We start from the raw sequence: 18,523 nt of genomic DNA, 5'->3' as shown, positions 1-18,523 counted from the left end.
AGCAGGGCTCGGTCCCCGCGCGGGCGGGGCTCGCCGCCGGCGGCAGGCGGCTACACCGGGCCGCTCACCAGCAGACTGCGGAACCGCGCGTTGCTCGGTTCCGCGTCGCGGGGGCCGACCGTGGCGATCCAGTGGCGGCAGACGACGTTGACGAGGACTTCAACCGCCGTGGGCTCGGCGGCGCGCCAGGCCGCGAAGGCCGCGAGCCAGGCGCGGGCGGCCCGCGGGGTGTGGCCGCACTCCATGAGGCGTACGGCCGTGTACGCCGCGTCCACCCACGCGGGGCCGAGCGCCGGCATGGCCCAGTCCACGACGTACGCGGCGCCGGTGGCCTCCTCGATGAGGAGGTTGTGAGGGTTGGTGTCGGTGTGCAGGAGGTGCTCGCCGGCGAGGGCCTCCGCCTCGCCGGGCAACAGGTGCTCGGCGAAGCGGTCGGCCAGTCGCGGGAGCGGGAACCGCGGGGGTGGGGCCTGCTGTACGCGCTGGAGGGTGGACGCCACCGCCGCCAGGTCCCGGGAGCCGGGGCCGAGGTCGGCGTGCGCGCCCCTGACGTACGCGAAGGCCAGGCAGTGCCAGCCCCCGTACTCGAAGCTGTGCAGGATTCCCGGCCCCACCCCCAGTTCGCTGACGAGGGAGTTGACCTGCTGTTCCCGCAGGAGTCCGGCTCGGTCCGCGTGACTGGTCATACGAACGCCCTTGAGGAACAGCGATTCGCCGCACCGCGTGTCGAGAGCGAGGGCGAGCGAACAGTTCAGGCCCTCGGGAACCTCTTCGGTGCGTACGACGCGACCCGTACGCTCCTCGATCACGCGGCGCAGGGCGGCGGGCAGGTCGGCCCACCGCACACGTTCTGTCATCGCGTTCCGATCACTTGCCGGGGCAGGGGCACGGGCCGGACGTCCTGTGCCCCCGCTGTCCACGGTGTGGACTCGTGAGTACCGTTTGCCTGATGGCTCGTCAGTTCTGGGTGGCGCCGCACTTGCGGCAGCGGGTCTTGCCGCTCCAGCCGATCCAGTCGTGATCACATTCGCTCAGGGTGTGCCACATGCCCAATTCCCCTCTGCTCGCCTTACTTTACGGGCCACCCGTCCCCTACCCGCGAGGCTCCACGGCCCCGTTGGTCGGCGGCTGGTGTTCCGTTGGTGCCACTCGCCTATCGTCCTTCGACCATTGACGACCGACTTCTTTCCCTCCCATTCCCCTTTTCGACCGCCTTTCGCACGGATGTCGTAGATCCGGTTGTGAGTGTTATCGGAGCGGTTGCCACCGAGGCGACGCACGGACTCGGGCCGGCCCCAGGGCTCGTCACCCAGGAAGACGAACTCCCCCGCAGGACCGGTTGCACCGACCAGCACGGGGTCGGCTGGCGCCTACGCCTGAGTGGTACGGGGTCGGCTGGCGCCTGGGTCTGGGCGGGACGGGGGCCGGCCGGCGCCTGGGCCTTAGCGGTATGAGTGGGGCTGGGTCAGACTCGGCTGACGCATGGGCATGGGCAATACGGGTGAGGCTGGGGCAGGCCAGGCTGACGCCTGGGGCGTCGGTGGTGCGTTACCGACTGTGCCGAGGGAGCACCGGCCAGCCAACGCGGCACGCGGACCGCCCACGTTCCGTCCGCCGTACGCGGGAACGGCGCGACCTGCGGGCCCTATCGCCGCCCGCCCCACCGCCGCCCCGACCGACTCGGGGCCGCGCCCCACCGAACCGCCGGAGCGGATCGGGTTACATCGCGTACGAGGCGCACGCCCCGGCACCGACGACTAGCCTGGACGTAGGTGTCCGAGGGTTTGACGATGTGGGTGGTAAGCGTTGGATGTGGGTGATGTCGCGTTCTCAGGAAGTTGCGGAATCCGGGGCACCGGCGCGACAACACCGCAGGTCAATTGCTCTGGTCCCCGCGCGCGCGGGGGTGGTCCCAAGCTCGCCTTGCCGTCCGTGCGAGTGATCTCCTGGTCCCCGCGCGCGCGGGGGTGGTCCCCAGGTCAGGTACTCGATGATCTCCTGGTCCACCTGGTCCCAGCGCGCGCGGGGGTGGTCCCGGGGAAGAGGGGCGCCGCTGGGCGGCGGTGGTCTGGTCCCCGCGCGCGCGGAGGTGGTCCCCCTCACCGCCCTCCAGGACGACACCGGCGCGGCTGGTCCCCGCGCGCGAGGGTGGTCCCAGCGGCTCGGCACCCGCTCGTTGAGGGCCTCACTGGTCCCCGCGCGCGGGGGGGGTCCCGTCGCCATCGGCTTCGTAGTCGTAGTCGGTCACTGGTCCCCGCGCGCGCGGGGGTGGTCCCGGCGTCAGGACTGATGTCGTCGTGGCGCTGGCCCGGTCCCCGCATGCGGGGATGCTCCCCCGAGGTCGGCCAGATCGCCGAGCACAGCTCCGACGTCCCCGCACTGCGGGGTTCTCCCCGGCGTTGGCGTCCTCGCGGGTCACCTCGGAGCCCGGTCCCCGCACGGATGCGGGGCTGATCTCGTGACGCCGACGGCGGCCACGATCACCGCGCCGGCGTCCTCGGTTCGGGCGTGGTCCGCAGCACCGCTCCCCTAAAGCGGGTGTCGCAGGTCGGCCCCCACGCGGGGTTGGTCCCGCCATCGCGGCGGCCCAGATGTTCAGGGCGCTTCCGTCCCCGCAGTCGCGGGGCTCCCCCACACCCACCCCCACCACTCCACGGACGCCCCGCCACAAACAACCCTCACCAGCCCCCACCACGAAGCTCACCCCCCGGCGGCTGATTAACAACGAACGCCGGAGTCTTACCCAACGCCGCACTCAACGCCGTGGCCACAGCGATCTCCTCAGCCAAGTCCTCCGCCCGCGCCCAACGACGCTCATACAAGCAACCCCCCGAGCGCGCAGACCGACCACCACCCACCACCCGCACATCCTCACCATCAGTCCAACCACCATCCACGACGATCACCAACTGCTCCGGATCACGCCCCAACGCCGGACGCTGGTCGATAGTCAACGCACGATGCACCACCGGCAACTCCAACCCCAACGCGAACGCCGCCCGCCCCGCCGCCGCCATCACCGACTCATACGGACGCAACACCACACCCGGCACCTGCCACGGCGCACGAACACTCCGCACCTGCAACACACACGGCCAACCACCCGACAAGTCACCCGGAGCACCCGGATCACGCGGACGCCACACCAACACATTCACCCGCACCTCACGCCTACTCACCCCACACCCCCAACCCGGAACGCACGCGAGCGTGCAACGCCACAAGGTCGAGCCCACACTCCCCCGGAGCCTTCCCGTTGGTCGTCAACACACCCGAGACACCAGCGCCGTCCGACCAGAAGAAACCCCCCGCACCAACCAACGCGTCCAACCCCACCTGAAACCACCCCGGGTTGCGCCGAACGGTGTGCTCCGCATGCGCCCGAGGATCGAACTGCGCCACCTCGTACGCGTACTGGAACTCCACATCGCTCGCCCGCATCCACCGCGCACCAGGCGCGGCCAGCGGCCCGTTCGCGAGAAAGAAACGCAACACCACACCCTGCGCGGTACGCACCTCGTGCTCACCGGTCAACACAGCCCTGACCCGATCACTCACGTTCACCACCCACCCTCCTCAACCTGGTGGTCCCGCCGGCGATGCATGCCAAGCACCTCAACGGCCTTACGCCGCCGCCGCACATCCCCCAAAGCGTCCGCGCGCCCCGCGACAATCCAGATCGCCCGACGCCTCGCACACGAATCCGACACGTCCTCCCACGCCCGTCGGTCGTGCTTGTCGATCAACGCCGCCAACCTCGCGTCAGCGGGGGTGGGGGCAGGGGGCCAGTGGTCCACCCTTACGGGTGGCTCGGGGTGCACGCTCACTGGCCGCTCCCCCCTCGTTCATTCCGGCAGTTCCGATCGATCCACATGGTTGTCGCTCGCCTTTCCACGGCGGGTAGCGTCGCGTGCCGGGCCCCCGACGGCGTGCCGACGAACGCGGCAAACCAGTAGGCTGCTCGATCACTTGACGTGTGTGACTGCTTTCTCTAAGCAACACCTCGGGCATGCTTGATGGGTACGGCCGCGAGGGTGGCAAGGGGTGGCACTTCCGCGCTCTGAGCGCAGGGAGGGAGCGACTGTTCGGATGACTGCGCCAAACACCGAACTCAGCGGGTTTCTTGATCGCACAGGACTCAGCAACAAGGAGCTCGCACGTCGTATCCGGGCCGCTGCCCACGCCTGCTCGCAGCTTCATGTGCAGCCAGACGGCACAACGGTGCGACGTTGGCTCGAAGGGCATCGCCCCCGGCCGCCGGTGCCCGATCTCATCGCCGATGTCCTTTCGACCGCACTGGGTTATCGCGTAACGACTTACGACATCGGGTTCGGAGACGGCAGCATTGCGGAACGCGGTCTCACCTACAGCTCGGGGTTCGTGGATACGGTGGAAGCTGTAGCCGACTTGGGGAGAGCGGACGTGGAACGACGCAACTTCTTGGCAGTCGCACCCTTCGCTGCCGTGGCGGCCGTGGGGCCGTCCCGCGACTGGTTGCTCAGCACGTTGGAGAGCCAGCCGACGCCGGGGGGACGCGTTCGGTTGGAGGACGTCACCTCGGTACGCAGCGTCTTCGCGAGGTTCCAGCACGTGGACGTCATGCAGGGCGGTGGGGCCGGCCGGCACGCACTCGCGCGGTACATGAACGACAAGGTCTATCCGCTACTTCGCCGCACCCATGCCGAGGATGTACGCCAAGCCTTGTGCGAAGCCACGGCCGAGCAGACGTACCTGCTCGGCTGGATGGCGTACGACAACGGTGAGCACGGCACAGCCCAGCGATACCTGATCCAGTCGCTGCGTCTCGCGCAGGAATCGCGCAATGCGGCTCTCGGGGCGCATGTGCTCGCCGGGATGGCGGATCAAGCCACCTTGCTTGGTAACCCCGCCGAGGGACGCAGCCTCGCCCAGGCTGGCCGGCACGGTCTGACGAACTCCACATCGCCCGCGTGCATGGCGGACCTGTGGTGCCTGGAAGCACGTGCGCTGGCGCGACTCGGACAGAAGGAGGCCGCCAAGCACGCGGTGGAGCAGTCGCAGGAATCCTTTGCACGAGTGCGGCCCGAAAGGGAGCCGGAGTGGGCGCAGTTCATCGACGTGGCGTATCTCCACGGAGAACACGCCCACACGTTTCGCGATCTGGGGGAACCGCACCAGGCGGAAGTGCACGCACGTGAGTCCATTCGCGAGGCCAAGCGGCAACAGCGGGCCCGTCGGGGCGCCATGTCACAGGCCGCCCTCGCGGCGGCACACGTCCAACGCCGGGACCTCGAAGCCGCGCACGCTGCCGGTCTACGGGCTATCAGTCTGGCGAAACAGGTCAAGTCCTCCCGCTGCACCGAGGCAGTACGCGACCTGTCCCGCCGCATGGGCACGTACGGAGCTCATCGCCTCGTGACCGACTACAACGACCGCGCGAGGGAACTGACCAGCAGGGCCGCATAGCGATCGAAGCTGGCCGCTGTTCGCGCGCCTGCGCCCAGCGTCGCTCTGACCATCGAACTGGGGCGCCGACCCGCAGCGTTGGACTTGGTGTGCATCGCCTCTGGCGCCGCGTAGGCCTCCTCGGGGCTCGTCTCGGGGGCGAACAGGTCTCGGGGTACCGCGTGGAAGGCCGCCTCCACCTCGCGTGAACTGATCGCCCCGCGCGCCCGAAGGCCCGCCACCATGCGCTGTCGCAGTACGTCGGGTGCTTCGTTCCGCGCGTCGTTCTCGGTCACCCGGGCTTCCCTCTGGCCGATACCTAGGGGTCGAAGGGCATCCGTTCAGCTCACAGGCGTGATCGACGGTGTAGGCAAAGAAGACACGTGGACGGTTCGATCGAGCGTCACGGGGCCGCGCTTGGCCGGAGCAGGGTTGTCAGCGTTTGACGCGGTTGCGAATGGCGAGGGCGGCCAGGCCCAGCAGGACGGGTTCGGTGAAGCGTGAGGTCATCTCGATGTAGACGCCGGCGGTGGTCAGGTCTTGGCCGGAGGCGCGGAACACCACCGAGTTCAGCGTGACGTTCAGGGCCTTCTCGAAGCGCTTGCCGGTGAACCGGTCGCCGGTGGGGTTCTGGGGATCGTCCTTGTCGATCTCGAAGGTCACCTTTCCCCCGCCGGCCGGGACGGTGCCGGTTGCGGTCTGCTTCGGAGTGTCCTGCGCGAGGCCGAAGGCCATGAGCAGGACGATGGTGAGGAGCATGGCGAAGCTGAGCCAGGCCAGGGCCCGGGAGGCGCGCAGGCCGTAGCCGGACATCGCCCAGTACGCGGTCAGCAGCCCTCGTTCACCGCGGGGGACGTTGTCGGCGTGGCGGCGCATCTCCATCTCGCCGTAGTAGAAGTCCGCCGCCCCTGGTTCGTGCTTTCCGTCTTCGAAGGCCTTGCGCAGCGCCCGGTATACCGCGGCCAGTTGCGGCGGCCCGGCCCATCCGGTGCCGGGGACCCAGCCCTGTACTGCCCCCGGCTGACTGGCGCGCCAGTTGTGTTCCTCGGCCAGGACGAGGCGCTCGGTGAACCGCACGGGCGGCCAGCGCCGCCAGTGCAGGGCGGGCGGTGCGGTGTTGAAAGTGCAGGCCCCCTCTAGGCGAATCTGGTCCAGGTGGACCGTGCCGGTGAACAGGCATTCCCAAAGGTCGAGGTCGGCCAGGACCAGATGGGCCGCGTCCACCCCGCGCAGCGACGACAGTCGCACCCCTGGGTCGTACGCGCTCGGAAAGAGATCTTCTGCGAGCGGTCGGCCGTCATTGACGAACGGGTCCGGCTCGGCGGCAATCGTGAGGGGGTACTCGAACACGGCGTGAGCGAAGTCCACCGTGGCATAGCGCAGGCGGATCTCCGCTGTCGATGACCAGCGGGTGCGATGGCACTCCAGACGGCGCACAGCGAATGAGAGGGTCACCGGGCTGCCGAACATCGCACCGGACAGAACAAGCCGCCCAGCACACACCAAAGGCCCGAACTGGTCGACCTCCACGAAGGTCGCCGACTCGAACCAGGCGTCGCCTTCGAAGGTCGCCGACCCGAACCCGGCCACGCCCTCGAAGATCGCCAACAAGAACCAGGCGTCGCGCTTGAAGGTCGCCGACCCGAACCAGGCGTCGCCCGCGAAGGTCGCCGACCCGAATCCGGCCACGCCCTCGAAGGTCGCTGACGCGAACACGGTGTCGCCCTTGAAGGTCGCTGACGTGAACCAGGCGTCGCGCTTGAAGGACGCCGACTCGAACCAGGCGTCGCCCTCGAAGGACGCCGACTCGAACCAGGCGTCGCCCTCGAAGGACGCCGACTCGAACCAGGCGTCGCCCTCGAAGGACGCCGACCCGAACCCGGCCACGCCTAAGCGAGGGCGCCCGGTTGCGGAGTCACGAAGGGCGTCGAGTAAAGCGTTAAGGAGGGAATCGGTGAAGGCGGTGCCACGGTGGTCGATGTCGCTGCCGGGGGTCAGACCGGCTAGATAGGCGTCGCGGTCGGCGCCGGCCAGGTGGGCGAGACATTCCGTGTAGCCGGGGACGTGGATGCCGCGGCAGCCGACGGGGTCGGCAGCAGGGTCTGCACCGCGTGCGCAGTGCGGCCAGGCTGGCGGTTCGGGTGCGTTCATGGCCGGCGGCTCCACGGTCGGTGTCACACGTACGGACGCCCGGGGAACTGAGAACGGTTCAGGCTCGACGATGACGGGCGTGTCGGGGATCGGGACCCGGGTTGCGAACATGCCGTACGTGCCCGAACGGCCCTTAGATAGCTGTCAGGCATGGTGCACTGACGCGCACATGCCTTACACGCCTGTCGCCCGCTCGACACCTGAGATGATCCGCGCCGCCGCGTGGCTCTCGTCGCTGCTTGGGGCACGTTCTCGGTAACGGTGGGGCCATGGCATCACGTCACCGTGCGTAGGCGAAGGATGCCTCGGCGCTTTCTGGCCATGCCCACTGGCGGGTGTGCCGCGCGCGTTCCGGTGGCCGCCGTGTGGGGAGGTTCCGGTTGCTCCGGAGCGGGAACGGAATGTGCGCCCGCACCCCCACCCTCCGGAGGAGCCCCCCATGTCCACCGCTCACGAGGAACTCGGCGACGCGCGGATTCGGGAGGTCACGGGCTTCGTTGACATCGCCGCGCCGCCGGCTGCCGGCGAGGCCGTCGCTCTGCTCGTTTTCGGGACTCATCTGTCGCGGCCGGCTGAGCTCGCGGCCGAGTGGTATCACCGGGGGACGGCGCCGCTGGTCATTGTGACCGGTGGGGTCAACCGGCACAACGGGGTGGTGGAGGGGCGGGAGTTCCGGCGGCTGCTGCGCGAACGCGACGTACCGGAAAGCGCCATCCGGTGTGAGGACGCCTCCGCGAACACGTGGCAGAACGTGGAGTTCGCGCGGCCCTACCTGCGGGAGGCTCTCGGGTCCGGGTTGCGGATCGCGGTCGTCGGGAAGTGGTACCACCGGCGCACGCTGCACTGTCTCACCACCCTCGTGCCGGACATCGGGCCTTTTCACGCCCTGACCTGGGACCCCGTCTACGACGGGCAGCCCCTCACCCGTGACACCTGGGCGCGGGTGCCGGGCGGTCGGCGGCGGGTGGTGCGGGAGTGGGAGGAGTCGGTACGGCGGGTGGCGGACGGCACGTTCCGGGACGCGCGGCGTGGGGGCGACGGCGCGTGGCGGGGCTGATCCCGCCCCCCGCCACGGCACGGGTGCCAAGCGAGTCGCTCGGCCCATCCCCCGAGACGTCGGCGGTCCGCCCTCTGATCACGCCCGCGCCCTCGTTTCCGCAGGTTGGGCGGTAGTGGGACCCGCAGAGTGAGTGGGTCGGCGCTTCGGACTTCCCTCCACGCGGACGTGGGCGCGTGGCACGAGAGGTGCGGCCCCGTCGTGGAGTTCAGCGACCTCCGGGGCAACGAGGTGCGGTTCGTCTCCACCCTGATGGCCCACCGCGCGTGCGCCGTGACCGTCCACTCCTCCGTCGAGGTCGTCTATCCGTCGGAGCAGCCGCGCGAGGTGGATCCTCCAGGCCGCCGGAAGCCTGTCGGCGGGGCAACTCAGCCGAGGGAGCACGGGGGCGGCCCGGTTCTCACAGGTAGATCTGCGATGGTGGACGCACTAGGACCCTGGGGCTTTACGTTATTGCCTAACTCAGTTGTTCAGTAGGTGTATTGGCTGTCGACGACACCGGCCGCATCAAGGGGAACGGCTCGGGACAGCGTGGTGTCGCGTCAGCCAGTGCCCGCCCCGTCGGCCCCGGATCGTAGCCGTTCGTCTTCAGTCCAGCAGCTCCGCCAGATGGTGAGGCAGTGGATCGCACTGCCATGCCCATGGGGGCTGGTGTGGCCAGATGAGTACAGAGTGGCACCCCGCGCGCCCCTGATGCGGGACCGCCTGTTCCGGGCTCGGGAGTGAAACGTTGCGCGGCGAGTGTCGGCGGGCACCGGCCGCGCGGCCTTGACACGTACCGGTCGAACGTCCCCCATCAGGGTTCACGTACCCACACAGAGCAATCCTGGAACACCTGCGAAAGACCTCAACTCCTGCTTAAAGTAGCAGAGTTGACAGTGCACATGAGATGCACTGCAGGTCAGTTACGGGGGCGCTCATGACCAGTCTTCCTGAAATCTCCGCCGAGCTCGCTACCTACTTCTCGCTGTCAGTCGAGGTCTTGGGCGCCGCCGTGGTGGCTAGTGCCGCACAGCGCATGTCGGACGGGTCGATCGACGCGGGCCAGGGCTACTTTCGTAGGCTCTTTCGCAGCAGCAGGGAGGACGTCCTGATGCCCTTCCCCGAGGGCCGTAGCGAACAGCGCGCCGACCAGCTACTCGGCGCGCTCTCCTCCAAGGACAGGCAGCGGCTGGCCTCAGCCCTGACAGCCTGGCTCGGCGAACAGCGGAACGGCTGTCCGGATGAGGCCCGTCTGGCGGAGCTCATGGCAGCAGGGCCGGCGCCCACGCGCGTACACCACGTCACGGCCTACGGTTCGAACTCCGCCGCCATCGGCTCGGTGGGAGACGGCGCTACGTTCCACTTCGGCGGCGGCAGTCGTCACGGTGCCGAAGCATGAGTTCCGACGAGCCCGGCGGAGGCGGGAGCCCCGAGTCCGGCAACGTTAGTTCTAGTGGCGTCGGCTCGTCCTCGTTTGGCTCGGTCGGCGCCAACGCCACGTTCAAATGGGAGCTCAGGCGTCCACTGAGGCACGTCGCCTGGATGCCGGTGTCCGCCTGTCTTGTCATCGTTACGACCATCGCCTTCGGCATCTTTGCCGTCGCCCAGTGGCCCGGCGGCCCGCAGATGCAGTACGTATGGTTCTACGTCCTCACGACCCTCACCCTGCTGGTCGCAGGTGCCGCCGCTCTGTACCCGAGCGGCCAGACCGGACAAACCTGCGACGCCGCGCAACGGGCCGCCGGGACACGGCGTAGCAGGATAGTCCGCGCCATTCTCGTCGGCGCTGCCACGCTCTGCTGCGGTGGCAGCGCGCTCGCCTGGGTGGATGTCGACCGTACCGGCGAGGTCAGCGTGGAGATGATCATCCAGGGCAAGCAGCCCGTAGGCGACACCGGCGGCCAACTCAAGGTGGTGATGAAGCAGCCAGCTTCCGGCGACGTACGGGACAAGCTGCGCCTGACGTTGACCGTCAAGGACGACGATTCGAGCGCGCCCACTTGCGTCGGCAAGACCACAGTGACGATCACCGCCGTCACCCCGGGCGTCACCCCGCACAATTCGGAGGTGCCCGCGCAGTCGACCATCAACTTCGACCTCGGCGGGCGCGAGGTAGCAGTCGAGTTCGCAATCGCCGTACGACCGGGCACTGGCTGCTTCATGCGCCTCGCTCAAGCCCGAGGAACGCTGCACGATGCATGAACCGAAACAATCACAAGGACCGTACATGGGCAAAACAGGGCGCCGTTCCCGCACAATCCGCACCGGGGTCATCGTGGTCGCCTTCGCGGGGGCTTCCCTGGCCGGCTGCTCCTCAGAACCGGCTTCGATGTTGGCCGGAAAGAAGGTAGAGGTCGGCAGTAAGGGTGACCAGCCGGGCACGAGCTACTCACCCCACGACGGCGAGTTCAACGGGTTCGACATCACGGTCGCCCGAGAGGTGCTCCGCAGAGTGGAGGCCAAGCCCCCGCAATTTGAGGGTGTTCTATCCCAAAACCGGGCCGACGTGCTCCAGGATGGAGCTGTCCAGCTCGTCGCGGCCACCTTTTCGATCACGGCGCAAAGGATGAAGCCGACTTCGGAAGGCGGTGATGGGCTTGACTTCGTAGGGCCCTACGCATCCACCCAGCAGGGCATCCTCGTACGCACCGAAAACGCCGGACGGTACAAGAGGGTCAAAGACCTCAAAGAGCGGACTGTCTGCGTCTGGAAAGACACCACTTCCGCACGGGAGCTAGAAAAAACAGCGTATAGCGGTCTCATTCCCGTCGAGAAGACGGACGCAAAGGACTGCATCAAAGCACTGAAGAGCGGAAAGGTCGATGCCCTTTCCACTGACCAGCTTATTCTCTACGGGTTCGAGGCAGCGGAACCTGGTCTCACCGTGCCAGACGGCCTAGTGTTTGGACCGATCAACGACTACGGCATCGCCATGGTCAAGGGTCATCGCGAAGACTGCCGGAAGCTCAAGCAGGCGCTTATAGACTACGCAGGCAGCAACGACTGGGACCGGGACTTCCAGAACAATCTGGATCGCGTCCCCAGGGCCGACCGTGAGGATGCCAGGCCCACCGTCTACGAGATCGAGAGTCTCTCCTGCCGTGACAAGCCGGGTAACGCGAACGTGGACGAGTGACAGTCACCTCAACGCCAGGCAACATTCGCCATGCTCGCTAATGGGACACGGAGAAGTTGATCGGGGGGGTGGTGCAGAGGCATCGGATGGATGGTTTGCATGCTGCGGTAGCCAGGGGCGTTGGCGGGGCAACCGTGATGTCCTGGCCCAGCGGCTACTCGAAGGTCCCCCACTGATGCGTAGTCGACAGTAGGTGATCGTTGCCCCGACCGATCCGTCGAAGGTGGAGGCCGGAGACACCGTCCTCGCCCGCGTCGCCGGGACGGTCACTTGCCCTATGTGTGGCCCGTGGACTTCTCCATCAAGCGGGTGCCGATCAACGACAGAGACGGCAGCGCCAACGGATGGACCGGTACGCGGGCCCCGCGGCCCGGCGGGCTGGCAGCATCTGCTCAACGGCGCGACCTGGGCTGTCAACGCACTCCGGGACGACGTGCAGCATGACGTTGCCGAGCGGCTTGGCGGCCTGCACGGCGTGTTGATGCTGGACGGCATCGGCTTCATCAAGACGGGAACGGCTTCGGCCGGTTTCCAGCGGCAGTGCTCCAGCACTGTCGGCCGCACCGAGATCTGCCGGCTCGGGGTCTTCGTCGCCCGCGCGACGGCCAAGGGTCGGGCATGGGTGGACCGTGAGCGGTACCTGCCGAAGTCCGGGATGGACGAAGCGGCCCGGTGCGGGGCGTTCGCTCGTACGACGGACTCCGCCGCGCGGCGCGACCCCACCGTGGCCCTGACGCGCTGGGCGCGGACGTCCAGGGGGCGTCACGGGCGCCGCCGACCTTCAGGTCGAAGTGCCACCGGTTCTTGGTGGCCTTGGGCTCCGGAACCCGCTGGCACCAGACCCTCGGGCCGTGCCCGGCGGGATCGACGATCGACTCCGGGCAGTCCCCGGCGCCGGCCGGCAACTCCGCCTCGGGCCCCGCCGCCGCCCAGTGGGCCCGCCACGTGACGTACCCGGCGGGGGCTCGGGCACGTACCCCGGGGCCTCGGCCCAGAAAGCCACCACGCGCGGCAGATCGGCGCAGTCGATCGTGAGCCGCACTGTCATCTCCATGCGCGGAGCGTCGCAGGGGAGTCGGACAGCCGGGTCCGACCGGTCGGTGCTGGCGGTGGGTGGCAGCCGGTTCTGACGGTGGGTTACGGCAGCCGGTTCTGGCGGCCGGTCCGTCGCCGTCACCCCGGCCGGCCCGGTCTCCGCGCCGACGGGCGGCGGTACGTCCCCCGCGCGGGACCGCTGCCGCGCACCGGCCCGCGCCCTCGCCCGCGTACTCCCACTCCGTAACTCCCGCCGCGCGCCCGGCTGGTGGCACCTTCCGTGAAACCTCGCGCGCGCTCCCCGCCCGGGGGTGGCGGGGAGCGCGGTGGGGCCTGGGCGGTGGCGGGCTAGCGTGCCGTGGGGCGCAGGGTCCGCCAGGTGACGGCCGCGCTCGTGGTGACCGCCAGGGCGAGGGAGCCGGCGATCACCGCGAGGACGACGGACGGGCTCAGGTGGGGGGCGACGTCCGTGCCGGTCGACTGGGACAGTCCGGAGGCCATCGCGGCCAGCGGGCCCAGGGTGACCAGGACGCCCAGGGTCGCGCCGAGGACCGTCACCAGGGCGGTCTCGCCGACGGTGAACACCAGCAGTTGTCGCACGGTGGCGCCGGCGGACCGCATGACGGAGAAGTCGCGCCGCCGGCTGTGGGCGGTCATGCCCATGCTGTTGGCCACGGCGATGCCGCTGTAGCCGACCGCGATGACGATGAGCATGGTGGTCAGGCTCTCGGCCAGCCGCGCGTCGGTCTCGTAGTCGTCGAGCGCGTAGCGCATCGCGTCGTGGACGGCGGTGCCGGGGACGGCGGCGCCGGGCCGGGTCCCCGAGGGAAGGAAGATGTCGTCGGTGAGCGCGGCCGGGTCGTGCGCCCGCACCAGCGCGCGGGACACGACGAAGTCACCACGGGCGGGGTCATCGGGCAGGACGCGGGCGACGCGCAGCCTGACGGTGGCGCCGTCGGCGAACCGCACCGGGTGCTCGTCGCCGGCCCGTACGCCCAACCGGTCCGCCATCCGCGCGCCGAGCACGGCCTGGCCCGGCCTGTCCCAGCGGGCGTCGCGCGAGCCGAGCGCGTCGATGACGGTGAGGTCCCCGCCCGCGTCGCGGACGAACGCGCGGGTGGGCAGCGCCGCCTTGCCCACCGGGTGGGCGGCGACCACCTCGTCGGTGTTGCCCGGGGTGCCGTCCGGGGTCACGATCGACTGCCCCCTGAGCTCCCTGGCGCCGCCCGCCGGGTACGCCACGCGCATGGTCTCCACCACGCCGCTGAGCAGGACGGCGAATCCGACGGCCGCGATGACCGGGGCGGCGAGGGAGGCGGCCCGACCCGGGTGGGCCCGCAGTTCCGCCCGGACCAGCAGCGGCGTGGCCGAGCCGAACCGCGCGAACGGCGCGGTCAGCAGCCGCCCCAGGGGGCCGACGCACACCGGCGCCAGCAGCGCCGCCGCCACGATGAGCACCATCGTCGCGCAGATGGCCATGTTGACCCGGTTGTCCGCGGCGGCCGAGGCGCAGGCGACGACGGAGACCACGCCAAGGCCCAGCACGCCCAGGCCGCTGATCAGGCGCGCGCGGCTGATGGCCTGGCCGGCGGGCCCGCCGGCGGCCAGGGCCTCGATCGGCGCGACCTGGGCGGCCGTCCGGCTGGCCGACCAGGCGCCCAGGACGCTGACGCCCACGCCGATCGCCGCGGCGCTCGCCAGGGGCCACATCGCCACCCGTAGGGCGAGGTCGGGCGGGGTGACGTCGAGCCCGCGCAGGACGTCGCGCAGCAGTGGCGCGGCGGCGACGCCGGCCAGGGTGCCGGCCACGGCGCCGAGCAGGCCGATGACGGCCGCCTCGCCGAGGATCATCCGGCGGACCTGGCGCGGGCTCGCGCCGATCATGCGCAGCAGGCCGATCTCCCGCCGGCGCAGCCCGGTCGCCAGGACGAGCATGGACGCCACGACGAAGACGGTGATGAACAGGCCCAGGGTGGCCATGGCGGTGATCAGTTGCGCGCCGAGGAACCGCTGGTGCTCCACGTGCGCCGGCTGGAGTGTCGAGCGGGCGTGGCCGGTGACCACGGTGCCCCGGTCGCCGACGGCCTCGGCGGCCCGGTCCGCCACGTCCCCGGCGGACGCGTCGCGCTCGGTGAGCAGCGCGAGGGCGTCGACGCCCGGCCGTTGGGCGGCGGCCAAGGCGTCGGTGACGTAGTAGCCGGGGCCGTTCACGGTGCCGACCACGCGGAAGCCGGTGCGGCCGGCGGCCAGGTTGACGGTCAGGTCCGCGCCGACGGGCACGCCGAGCGCCCGGTCCACCACGATCTCCTCGGCCGTGGCCGGTGCCCGACCCGCCACCAGGTCGTAGGGGGCCAGCCGCGCGCTCGACCAGCCGTGGCCGGCCTCCAACGCGCCCGCGTCGGCGATGGGTTGGTCGCCCCGGAAGCCCTGGGCGTAGAAGGAGCGGTCCGCGACGACGGCGGCGACGCCGGGCAGCGCGCGCAGTTCCTCGACCAGCGGGCGGGCCTCGGCCGCGCTCCACGGGACACGGTCCTGGCGCTGGCCGTCCGCGTCCAGGGCCCGGTCGGGCAGGGCGATGACGGGGGCGCCCGCCAGGCGGGGTTGGACCGTGGGGCGGGAGGAGTCGTAGATGATCAGGGTGGTGGTGATGAGCGCGACGCCGACCAGCACGGCGGCGAAGGCCGCCAGGAAGCCGCTCCAGCGCTCTCGGACGTTGGCGAAGATCAGCATCACGCCTCCAGTTGGGCCATGTGGGCGGCGATCGCGGAGGCGTTGTGGCCTTCGGCGTCGCGGCTGAGGGTGACGCGGTCGGCGAGACGGCCGTCCTTGAGGAAGACGACCACGTCGGCGACGGCCGCGGCCATCGGGTCGTGGGTGACCATGAGGGTGGTCTGGCCCTCCGTGTCGACCAGCGCGCGCATCATCCGCAGCACCTCCCGCGAGGTGGCGGTGTCCAGGGCGCCGGTGGGCTCGTCCGCGAACAGCACGTCCGGCCGGGTCACCAGCGCGCGGGCGAGGGCGACGCGCTGCTGCTGGCCGCCGGACAGCTCGCCGGGCCGGTGCCCCGCGCGCCGCGCCAGCCCGACCGCCGCCAGGGCGCCGGCGACCTGGTCGCGGCTCACCCGGCGGCCGGCGAACCGCGAGGGCAGCTCGACGTTCTGGGCCGCGGTCAGCGACTCGACCAGGTTGAAGGACTGGAACACGAAGCCGATGTGGTCGCGGCGCAGGACGGTGCGTTCGCGTTCGTTCATGCCGCCGATGTCGGTTCCGGCGACCACCACCCGTCCCCCGGTGGGGCGGTCCAGGCCGGCCGCGCACTGCAACAGCGTGGACTTGCCGGAACCGGACGGCCCCATGATGGCCGTGAAGGACCCCCGGGGGAAGGCGAGGGAAACGCCGTCCAGCGCGGTGACGGCGCTCTCGCCGGTGCCGTGCACCTTGCGGACGGCGTGCAGGTGGATCGCGTCGGAGGCCGGGGTTTCGGTGGTGGTGGTCATGGGGTCGATTCCACCGGGGGCACGGGTGTCCGCGCACTGGCCCGCGCTCTACTTCGGGGGTAGAGCCAGCTCTACCCCGCTGGCCGACCCCCCGGGATAGCGTCGGACGCATGCGACCCAGAACAGCCTGGCAGGCGATGGCCCAACGCCCGCTGAGCTTCCTGACCTCCAGTTGGCCGTGGCGCTCGCTGGCCTACCTGGCCAGCGGGGTCGTGGTCGGCGCCGGTGCCGTGGCCGTCTTCGCCACCGGGCTGGTGGCCGGGCTGGTGCTGCTGGTCGTCCTGGTCGGCGTGGCCCCGCTGGTCGGCGTCGTCCTGTCCTCGACCACCGTGGCCGCCGTCGAGCGGCGGCGGCTGCGGCTGGTCGACCTCGACCCGATGCCCGACCCGCACCGGGCACCCGAGGCGCCCGGCCCGCGCGCCTGGGTGGCCACCCGGCTCACCGAACAGGTCACCTGGCGCGAGCTGCTGTTCACGCTCGTGTCCGCGGCGGCGCTGTGGTGGCTCGACCTGCTGGTCCTGGCCTTCTGCCTCGGCGTGCCCGCCCTCACCTTCAGCGCCCTGGAGGACGGTTCGACCTGGCCGTGGGCGGTGTTCGGCGCGCTGGTGCTGCTGGCCTCGCCGTACACCGTGACGTCGTGGGCCGGGGCTCGCGCGGCGCTGGCCCGCACCTTCCTCGCGCCGCGCGACGGCGAACTCGGCGAGTCGCTGCGGGAGGTACGCGCCTCGCGCGCGCGGCTCATCGACTCCTTCGACGCCGAGCGCGTGCGCATCGAACGCGACCTGCACGACGGCGCGCAACAGCGCCTGGTGTCGGTCGGGATGGCGCTGGGCCTGATGCGGCTGGACATCCCCGCCGGATCGCCCCTGGCCACCCAGCTCACCGCCGCCGAGGAGCAGCTCTCGGTGGCCCACCAGGAGTTGCGTAGTCTGATCCGGGGGCTCAACCCCCCGGTGCTCGCGGACCACGGCCTGGTCGCCGCCGTCGAGGACCACGCGAGCCGCTTCCCCCTGCCGGTCACCGTCGACCTCCAGCTCCCGGGCCGACTGCCCCGACCGCTGGAGACCCACGTCTACTACCTGCTCAACGAGGCCATGACGAACATCGCTCGACACAGCGGCGCCACCAGCGCGACGGTGTACGGCCGCTACCACGCGGACCTGCTCGTCCTGGAGATCACCGACGACGGGAAGGGCGGCGCGGACCCGGCCGCCGGCAGCGGCCTGACCGGGCTCGCCGACCGGCTCACCGCCCTGGAGGGCCGACTGCGCGTGTCCAGCCCCGCCGGCGGCCCGACCCTGCTGCACGTGGAGATCCCATGTCACTTCGCGTGATCGTCGCGGAAGACGCCGTGCTGCTACGGGAGGGGCTGGTGGGCCTGTTGCAGCGGTTCGGCCACGACACGCTGGCCGCCGTGGGCGACGCGGACGCGCTCGTCGCGGCCGTCCACCGCGACCGGCCCGACCTGGTCGTCACGGACGTACGGATGCCACCGGGCAACGGCGACGACGGGCTCCAGACGGCCGTGGCGCTGCGCGAGAGGTACCCGGGGCTGCCGGTGCTCGTGCTGAGCCAGTACGTCGAGCGGTCCTACGCGGTCAGGCTGCTCGACTCACACGGCGGCGCCGCCGTCGGGTACCTCCTCAAGGAACGCGTCGGCGCGGTCGCCGACTTCATGGCGGCACTGGAGCGCGTGGCCGCCGGCGGGACCGTGGTCGACCCCGAGGTGGTCCACCAGCTCCTGCGGACCCGCCACGATCCGCTGGAGCGACTGAGCGCGCGCGAACGGGAGGTGCTGAGCCTCATGGCGGAGGGCCTGACCAACGCGAACCTCGCCGCCCGGCTGTTCATCAGCGACGCCGCCGTCAACAAGCACATCGGCAACATCTTCCAGAAGCTCGACCTGCCCGTCGACACCGACGGCCACCGCCGGGTCCTGGCGGTACTGGCGTTCCTCAGAGCGTGACCGGGGGCGCCGCGGCGGGGCGAGGCGGCTGACCCGTGTGGTGGGGGGAGGCGACCGGGGCGGGGCGGTTGGCTCATGTGGCGGGGCGGGGCGGGGCGGGGCGGTGTGGTGGGGGGCTGGCCCGTGTGCTGGAGTCAGGCGGCCGGGGTGGGTCGGCGCGGTGGGGTGGGTCGGCGCGGTGGGGTGGGTCGGCGCGGTGGGGTGGGTCGGCGCGGTGGGGTGGGTCGGCGGGGGGGGGGTGCCCCCCCGGGAGCCGCCGGCCCCCCCCCCCCCCC

Annotated in this window: 14 protein-coding genes, 2 pseudogenes and 1 CRISPR repeat array; of the genes and pseudogenes, 8 read left to right on the top strand and 8 right to left on the bottom strand. The window is 70.6% G+C overall.

Annotated features, from left to right (window positions below; translation table 11 throughout):
• Nucleotides 1-50 precede the first annotated feature (50 nt).
• From ACFVFR_RS18935 to ACFVFR_RS18925, 3 genes are all read right to left on the bottom strand, one after another.
• A complete protein-coding gene (locus ACFVFR_RS18935; protein ID WP_383702977.1) occupies nucleotides 51-857 on the bottom strand; it encodes a phosphotransferase in 807 nt (268 codons plus the stop codon).
• 1,028 nt (nucleotides 858-1,885) lie between these two features.
• Nucleotides 1,886-2,274: direct repeats of the CRISPR family, unit length 29 nt; unit sequence CTGGTCCCCGCGCGCGCGGGGGTGGTCCC.
• 404 nt (nucleotides 2,275-2,678) lie between these two features.
• Entirely contained in the window at nucleotides 2,679-3,089 is a 411-nt protein-coding gene (locus ACFVFR_RS18930) for a hypothetical protein (RefSeq protein WP_383702974.1), read from the bottom strand.
• Nucleotides 3,090-3,171: 82 nt separating this feature from the next.
• Nucleotides 3,172-3,567, bottom strand: a complete 396-nt coding sequence (locus ACFVFR_RS18925; RefSeq protein ID WP_383702971.1) for a hypothetical protein — start codon at nucleotides 3,565-3,567, stop codon at nucleotides 3,172-3,174.
• Nucleotides 3,568-4,089: 522 nt separating this feature from the next.
• Between ACFVFR_RS18925 and ACFVFR_RS18920 the strand changes: the two genes are divergently transcribed.
• Complete coding sequence (locus ACFVFR_RS18920; protein ID WP_383702968.1) at nucleotides 4,090-5,445, top strand: transcriptional regulator; 1,356 nt, start codon at nucleotides 4,090-4,092, stop codon at nucleotides 5,443-5,445.
• Here ACFVFR_RS18920 and ACFVFR_RS18915 read toward each other — a convergent pair.
• A complete protein-coding gene (locus ACFVFR_RS18915) occupies nucleotides 5,403-5,720 on the bottom strand; it encodes a hypothetical protein (RefSeq protein WP_383702965.1) in 318 nt (105 codons plus the stop codon). The two genes, ACFVFR_RS18920 and ACFVFR_RS18915, sit on opposite strands and share 43 nt — an antisense overlap.
• 139 nt (nucleotides 5,721-5,859) lie before the next feature.
• On the bottom strand, nucleotides 5,860-7,575 hold the full coding sequence (locus ACFVFR_RS18910; RefSeq protein ID WP_383702962.1) for a pentapeptide repeat-containing protein: 1,716 nt from the start codon (nucleotides 7,573-7,575) through the stop codon (nucleotides 5,860-5,862).
• Nucleotides 7,576-8,014: 439 nt separating this feature from the next.
• Here ACFVFR_RS18910 and ACFVFR_RS18905 point away from each other — a divergent pair, with 439 nt between their 5' ends.
• The 5 genes and pseudogenes from ACFVFR_RS18905 to ACFVFR_RS18885 form a co-directional block, all read left to right on the top strand.
• Nucleotides 8,015-8,632, top strand: a complete 618-nt coding sequence (locus ACFVFR_RS18905; RefSeq protein ID WP_383702959.1) for a YdcF family protein — start codon at nucleotides 8,015-8,017, stop codon at nucleotides 8,630-8,632.
• Between the two features lie 919 nt (nucleotides 8,633-9,551).
• Nucleotides 9,552-10,013, top strand: coding sequence for a hypothetical protein (locus tag ACFVFR_RS18900; RefSeq protein WP_383702956.1), 462 nt, complete (start codon nucleotides 9,552-9,554; stop codon nucleotides 10,011-10,013).
• Nucleotides 10,010-10,816 (top strand): hypothetical protein, encoded by an 807-nt coding sequence (locus ACFVFR_RS18895; protein WP_383702953.1) that lies wholly within the window; start codon nucleotides 10,010-10,012, stop codon nucleotides 10,814-10,816. Before ACFVFR_RS18900 ends, ACFVFR_RS18895 begins: the two co-directional genes overlap by 4 nt.
• A 25-nt stretch (nucleotides 10,817-10,841) precedes the next feature.
• Nucleotides 10,842-11,750: a transporter substrate-binding domain-containing protein gene (locus ACFVFR_RS18890; protein ID WP_383702950.1), complete on the top strand. Its 909-nt coding sequence runs from the start codon at nucleotides 10,842-10,844 to the stop codon at nucleotides 11,748-11,750.
• Nucleotides 11,751-12,027: 277 nt separating this feature from the next.
• Nucleotides 12,028-12,438 (top strand): annotated as a pseudogene (locus tag ACFVFR_RS18885) (transposase); the annotation flags it as partial.
• Here ACFVFR_RS18885 and ACFVFR_RS18880 read toward each other — a convergent pair.
• The 3 genes and pseudogenes from ACFVFR_RS18880 to ACFVFR_RS18870 form a co-directional block, all read right to left on the bottom strand.
• A pseudogene (locus ACFVFR_RS18880) lies at nucleotides 12,387-12,804 on the bottom strand (VOC family protein); the annotation flags it as partial. The pseudogenes ACFVFR_RS18885 and ACFVFR_RS18880 overlap by 52 nt on opposite strands.
• Nucleotides 12,805-13,133: 329 nt before the next feature.
• Complete coding sequence (locus ACFVFR_RS18875) at nucleotides 13,134-15,515, bottom strand: ABC transporter permease (RefSeq protein ID WP_383702948.1); 2,382 nt, start codon at nucleotides 15,513-15,515, stop codon at nucleotides 13,134-13,136.
• On the bottom strand, nucleotides 15,515-16,282 hold the full coding sequence (locus ACFVFR_RS18870) for an ABC transporter ATP-binding protein (RefSeq protein WP_383702945.1): 768 nt from the start codon (nucleotides 16,280-16,282) through the stop codon (nucleotides 15,515-15,517). Before ACFVFR_RS18870 ends, ACFVFR_RS18875 begins: the two co-directional genes overlap by 1 nt.
• A 110-nt stretch (nucleotides 16,283-16,392) precedes the next feature.
• Between ACFVFR_RS18870 and ACFVFR_RS18865 the strand changes: the two genes are divergently transcribed.
• Nucleotides 16,393-17,616 (top strand): sensor histidine kinase, encoded by a 1,224-nt coding sequence (locus ACFVFR_RS18865; RefSeq protein WP_383702942.1) that lies wholly within the window; start codon nucleotides 16,393-16,395, stop codon nucleotides 17,614-17,616.
• Nucleotides 17,601-18,248 carry a response regulator gene (locus ACFVFR_RS18860; RefSeq protein ID WP_383702939.1) on the top strand — a complete coding sequence of 216 codons (648 nt, stop codon included), beginning with the start codon at nucleotides 17,601-17,603 and terminating at the stop codon, nucleotides 18,246-18,248. Before ACFVFR_RS18865 ends, ACFVFR_RS18860 begins: the two co-directional genes overlap by 16 nt.
• Nucleotides 18,249-18,523: the final 275 nt, after the last annotated feature.

It is taken from the genome of Streptomyces sp. NPDC057702, from assembly GCF_042799315.1.
Classification (GTDB): Bacteria; Actinomycetota; Actinomycetes; order Streptomycetales; family Streptomycetaceae; genus Streptomyces.
This window is presented reverse-complemented; position numbering and strand designations above follow the sequence as displayed.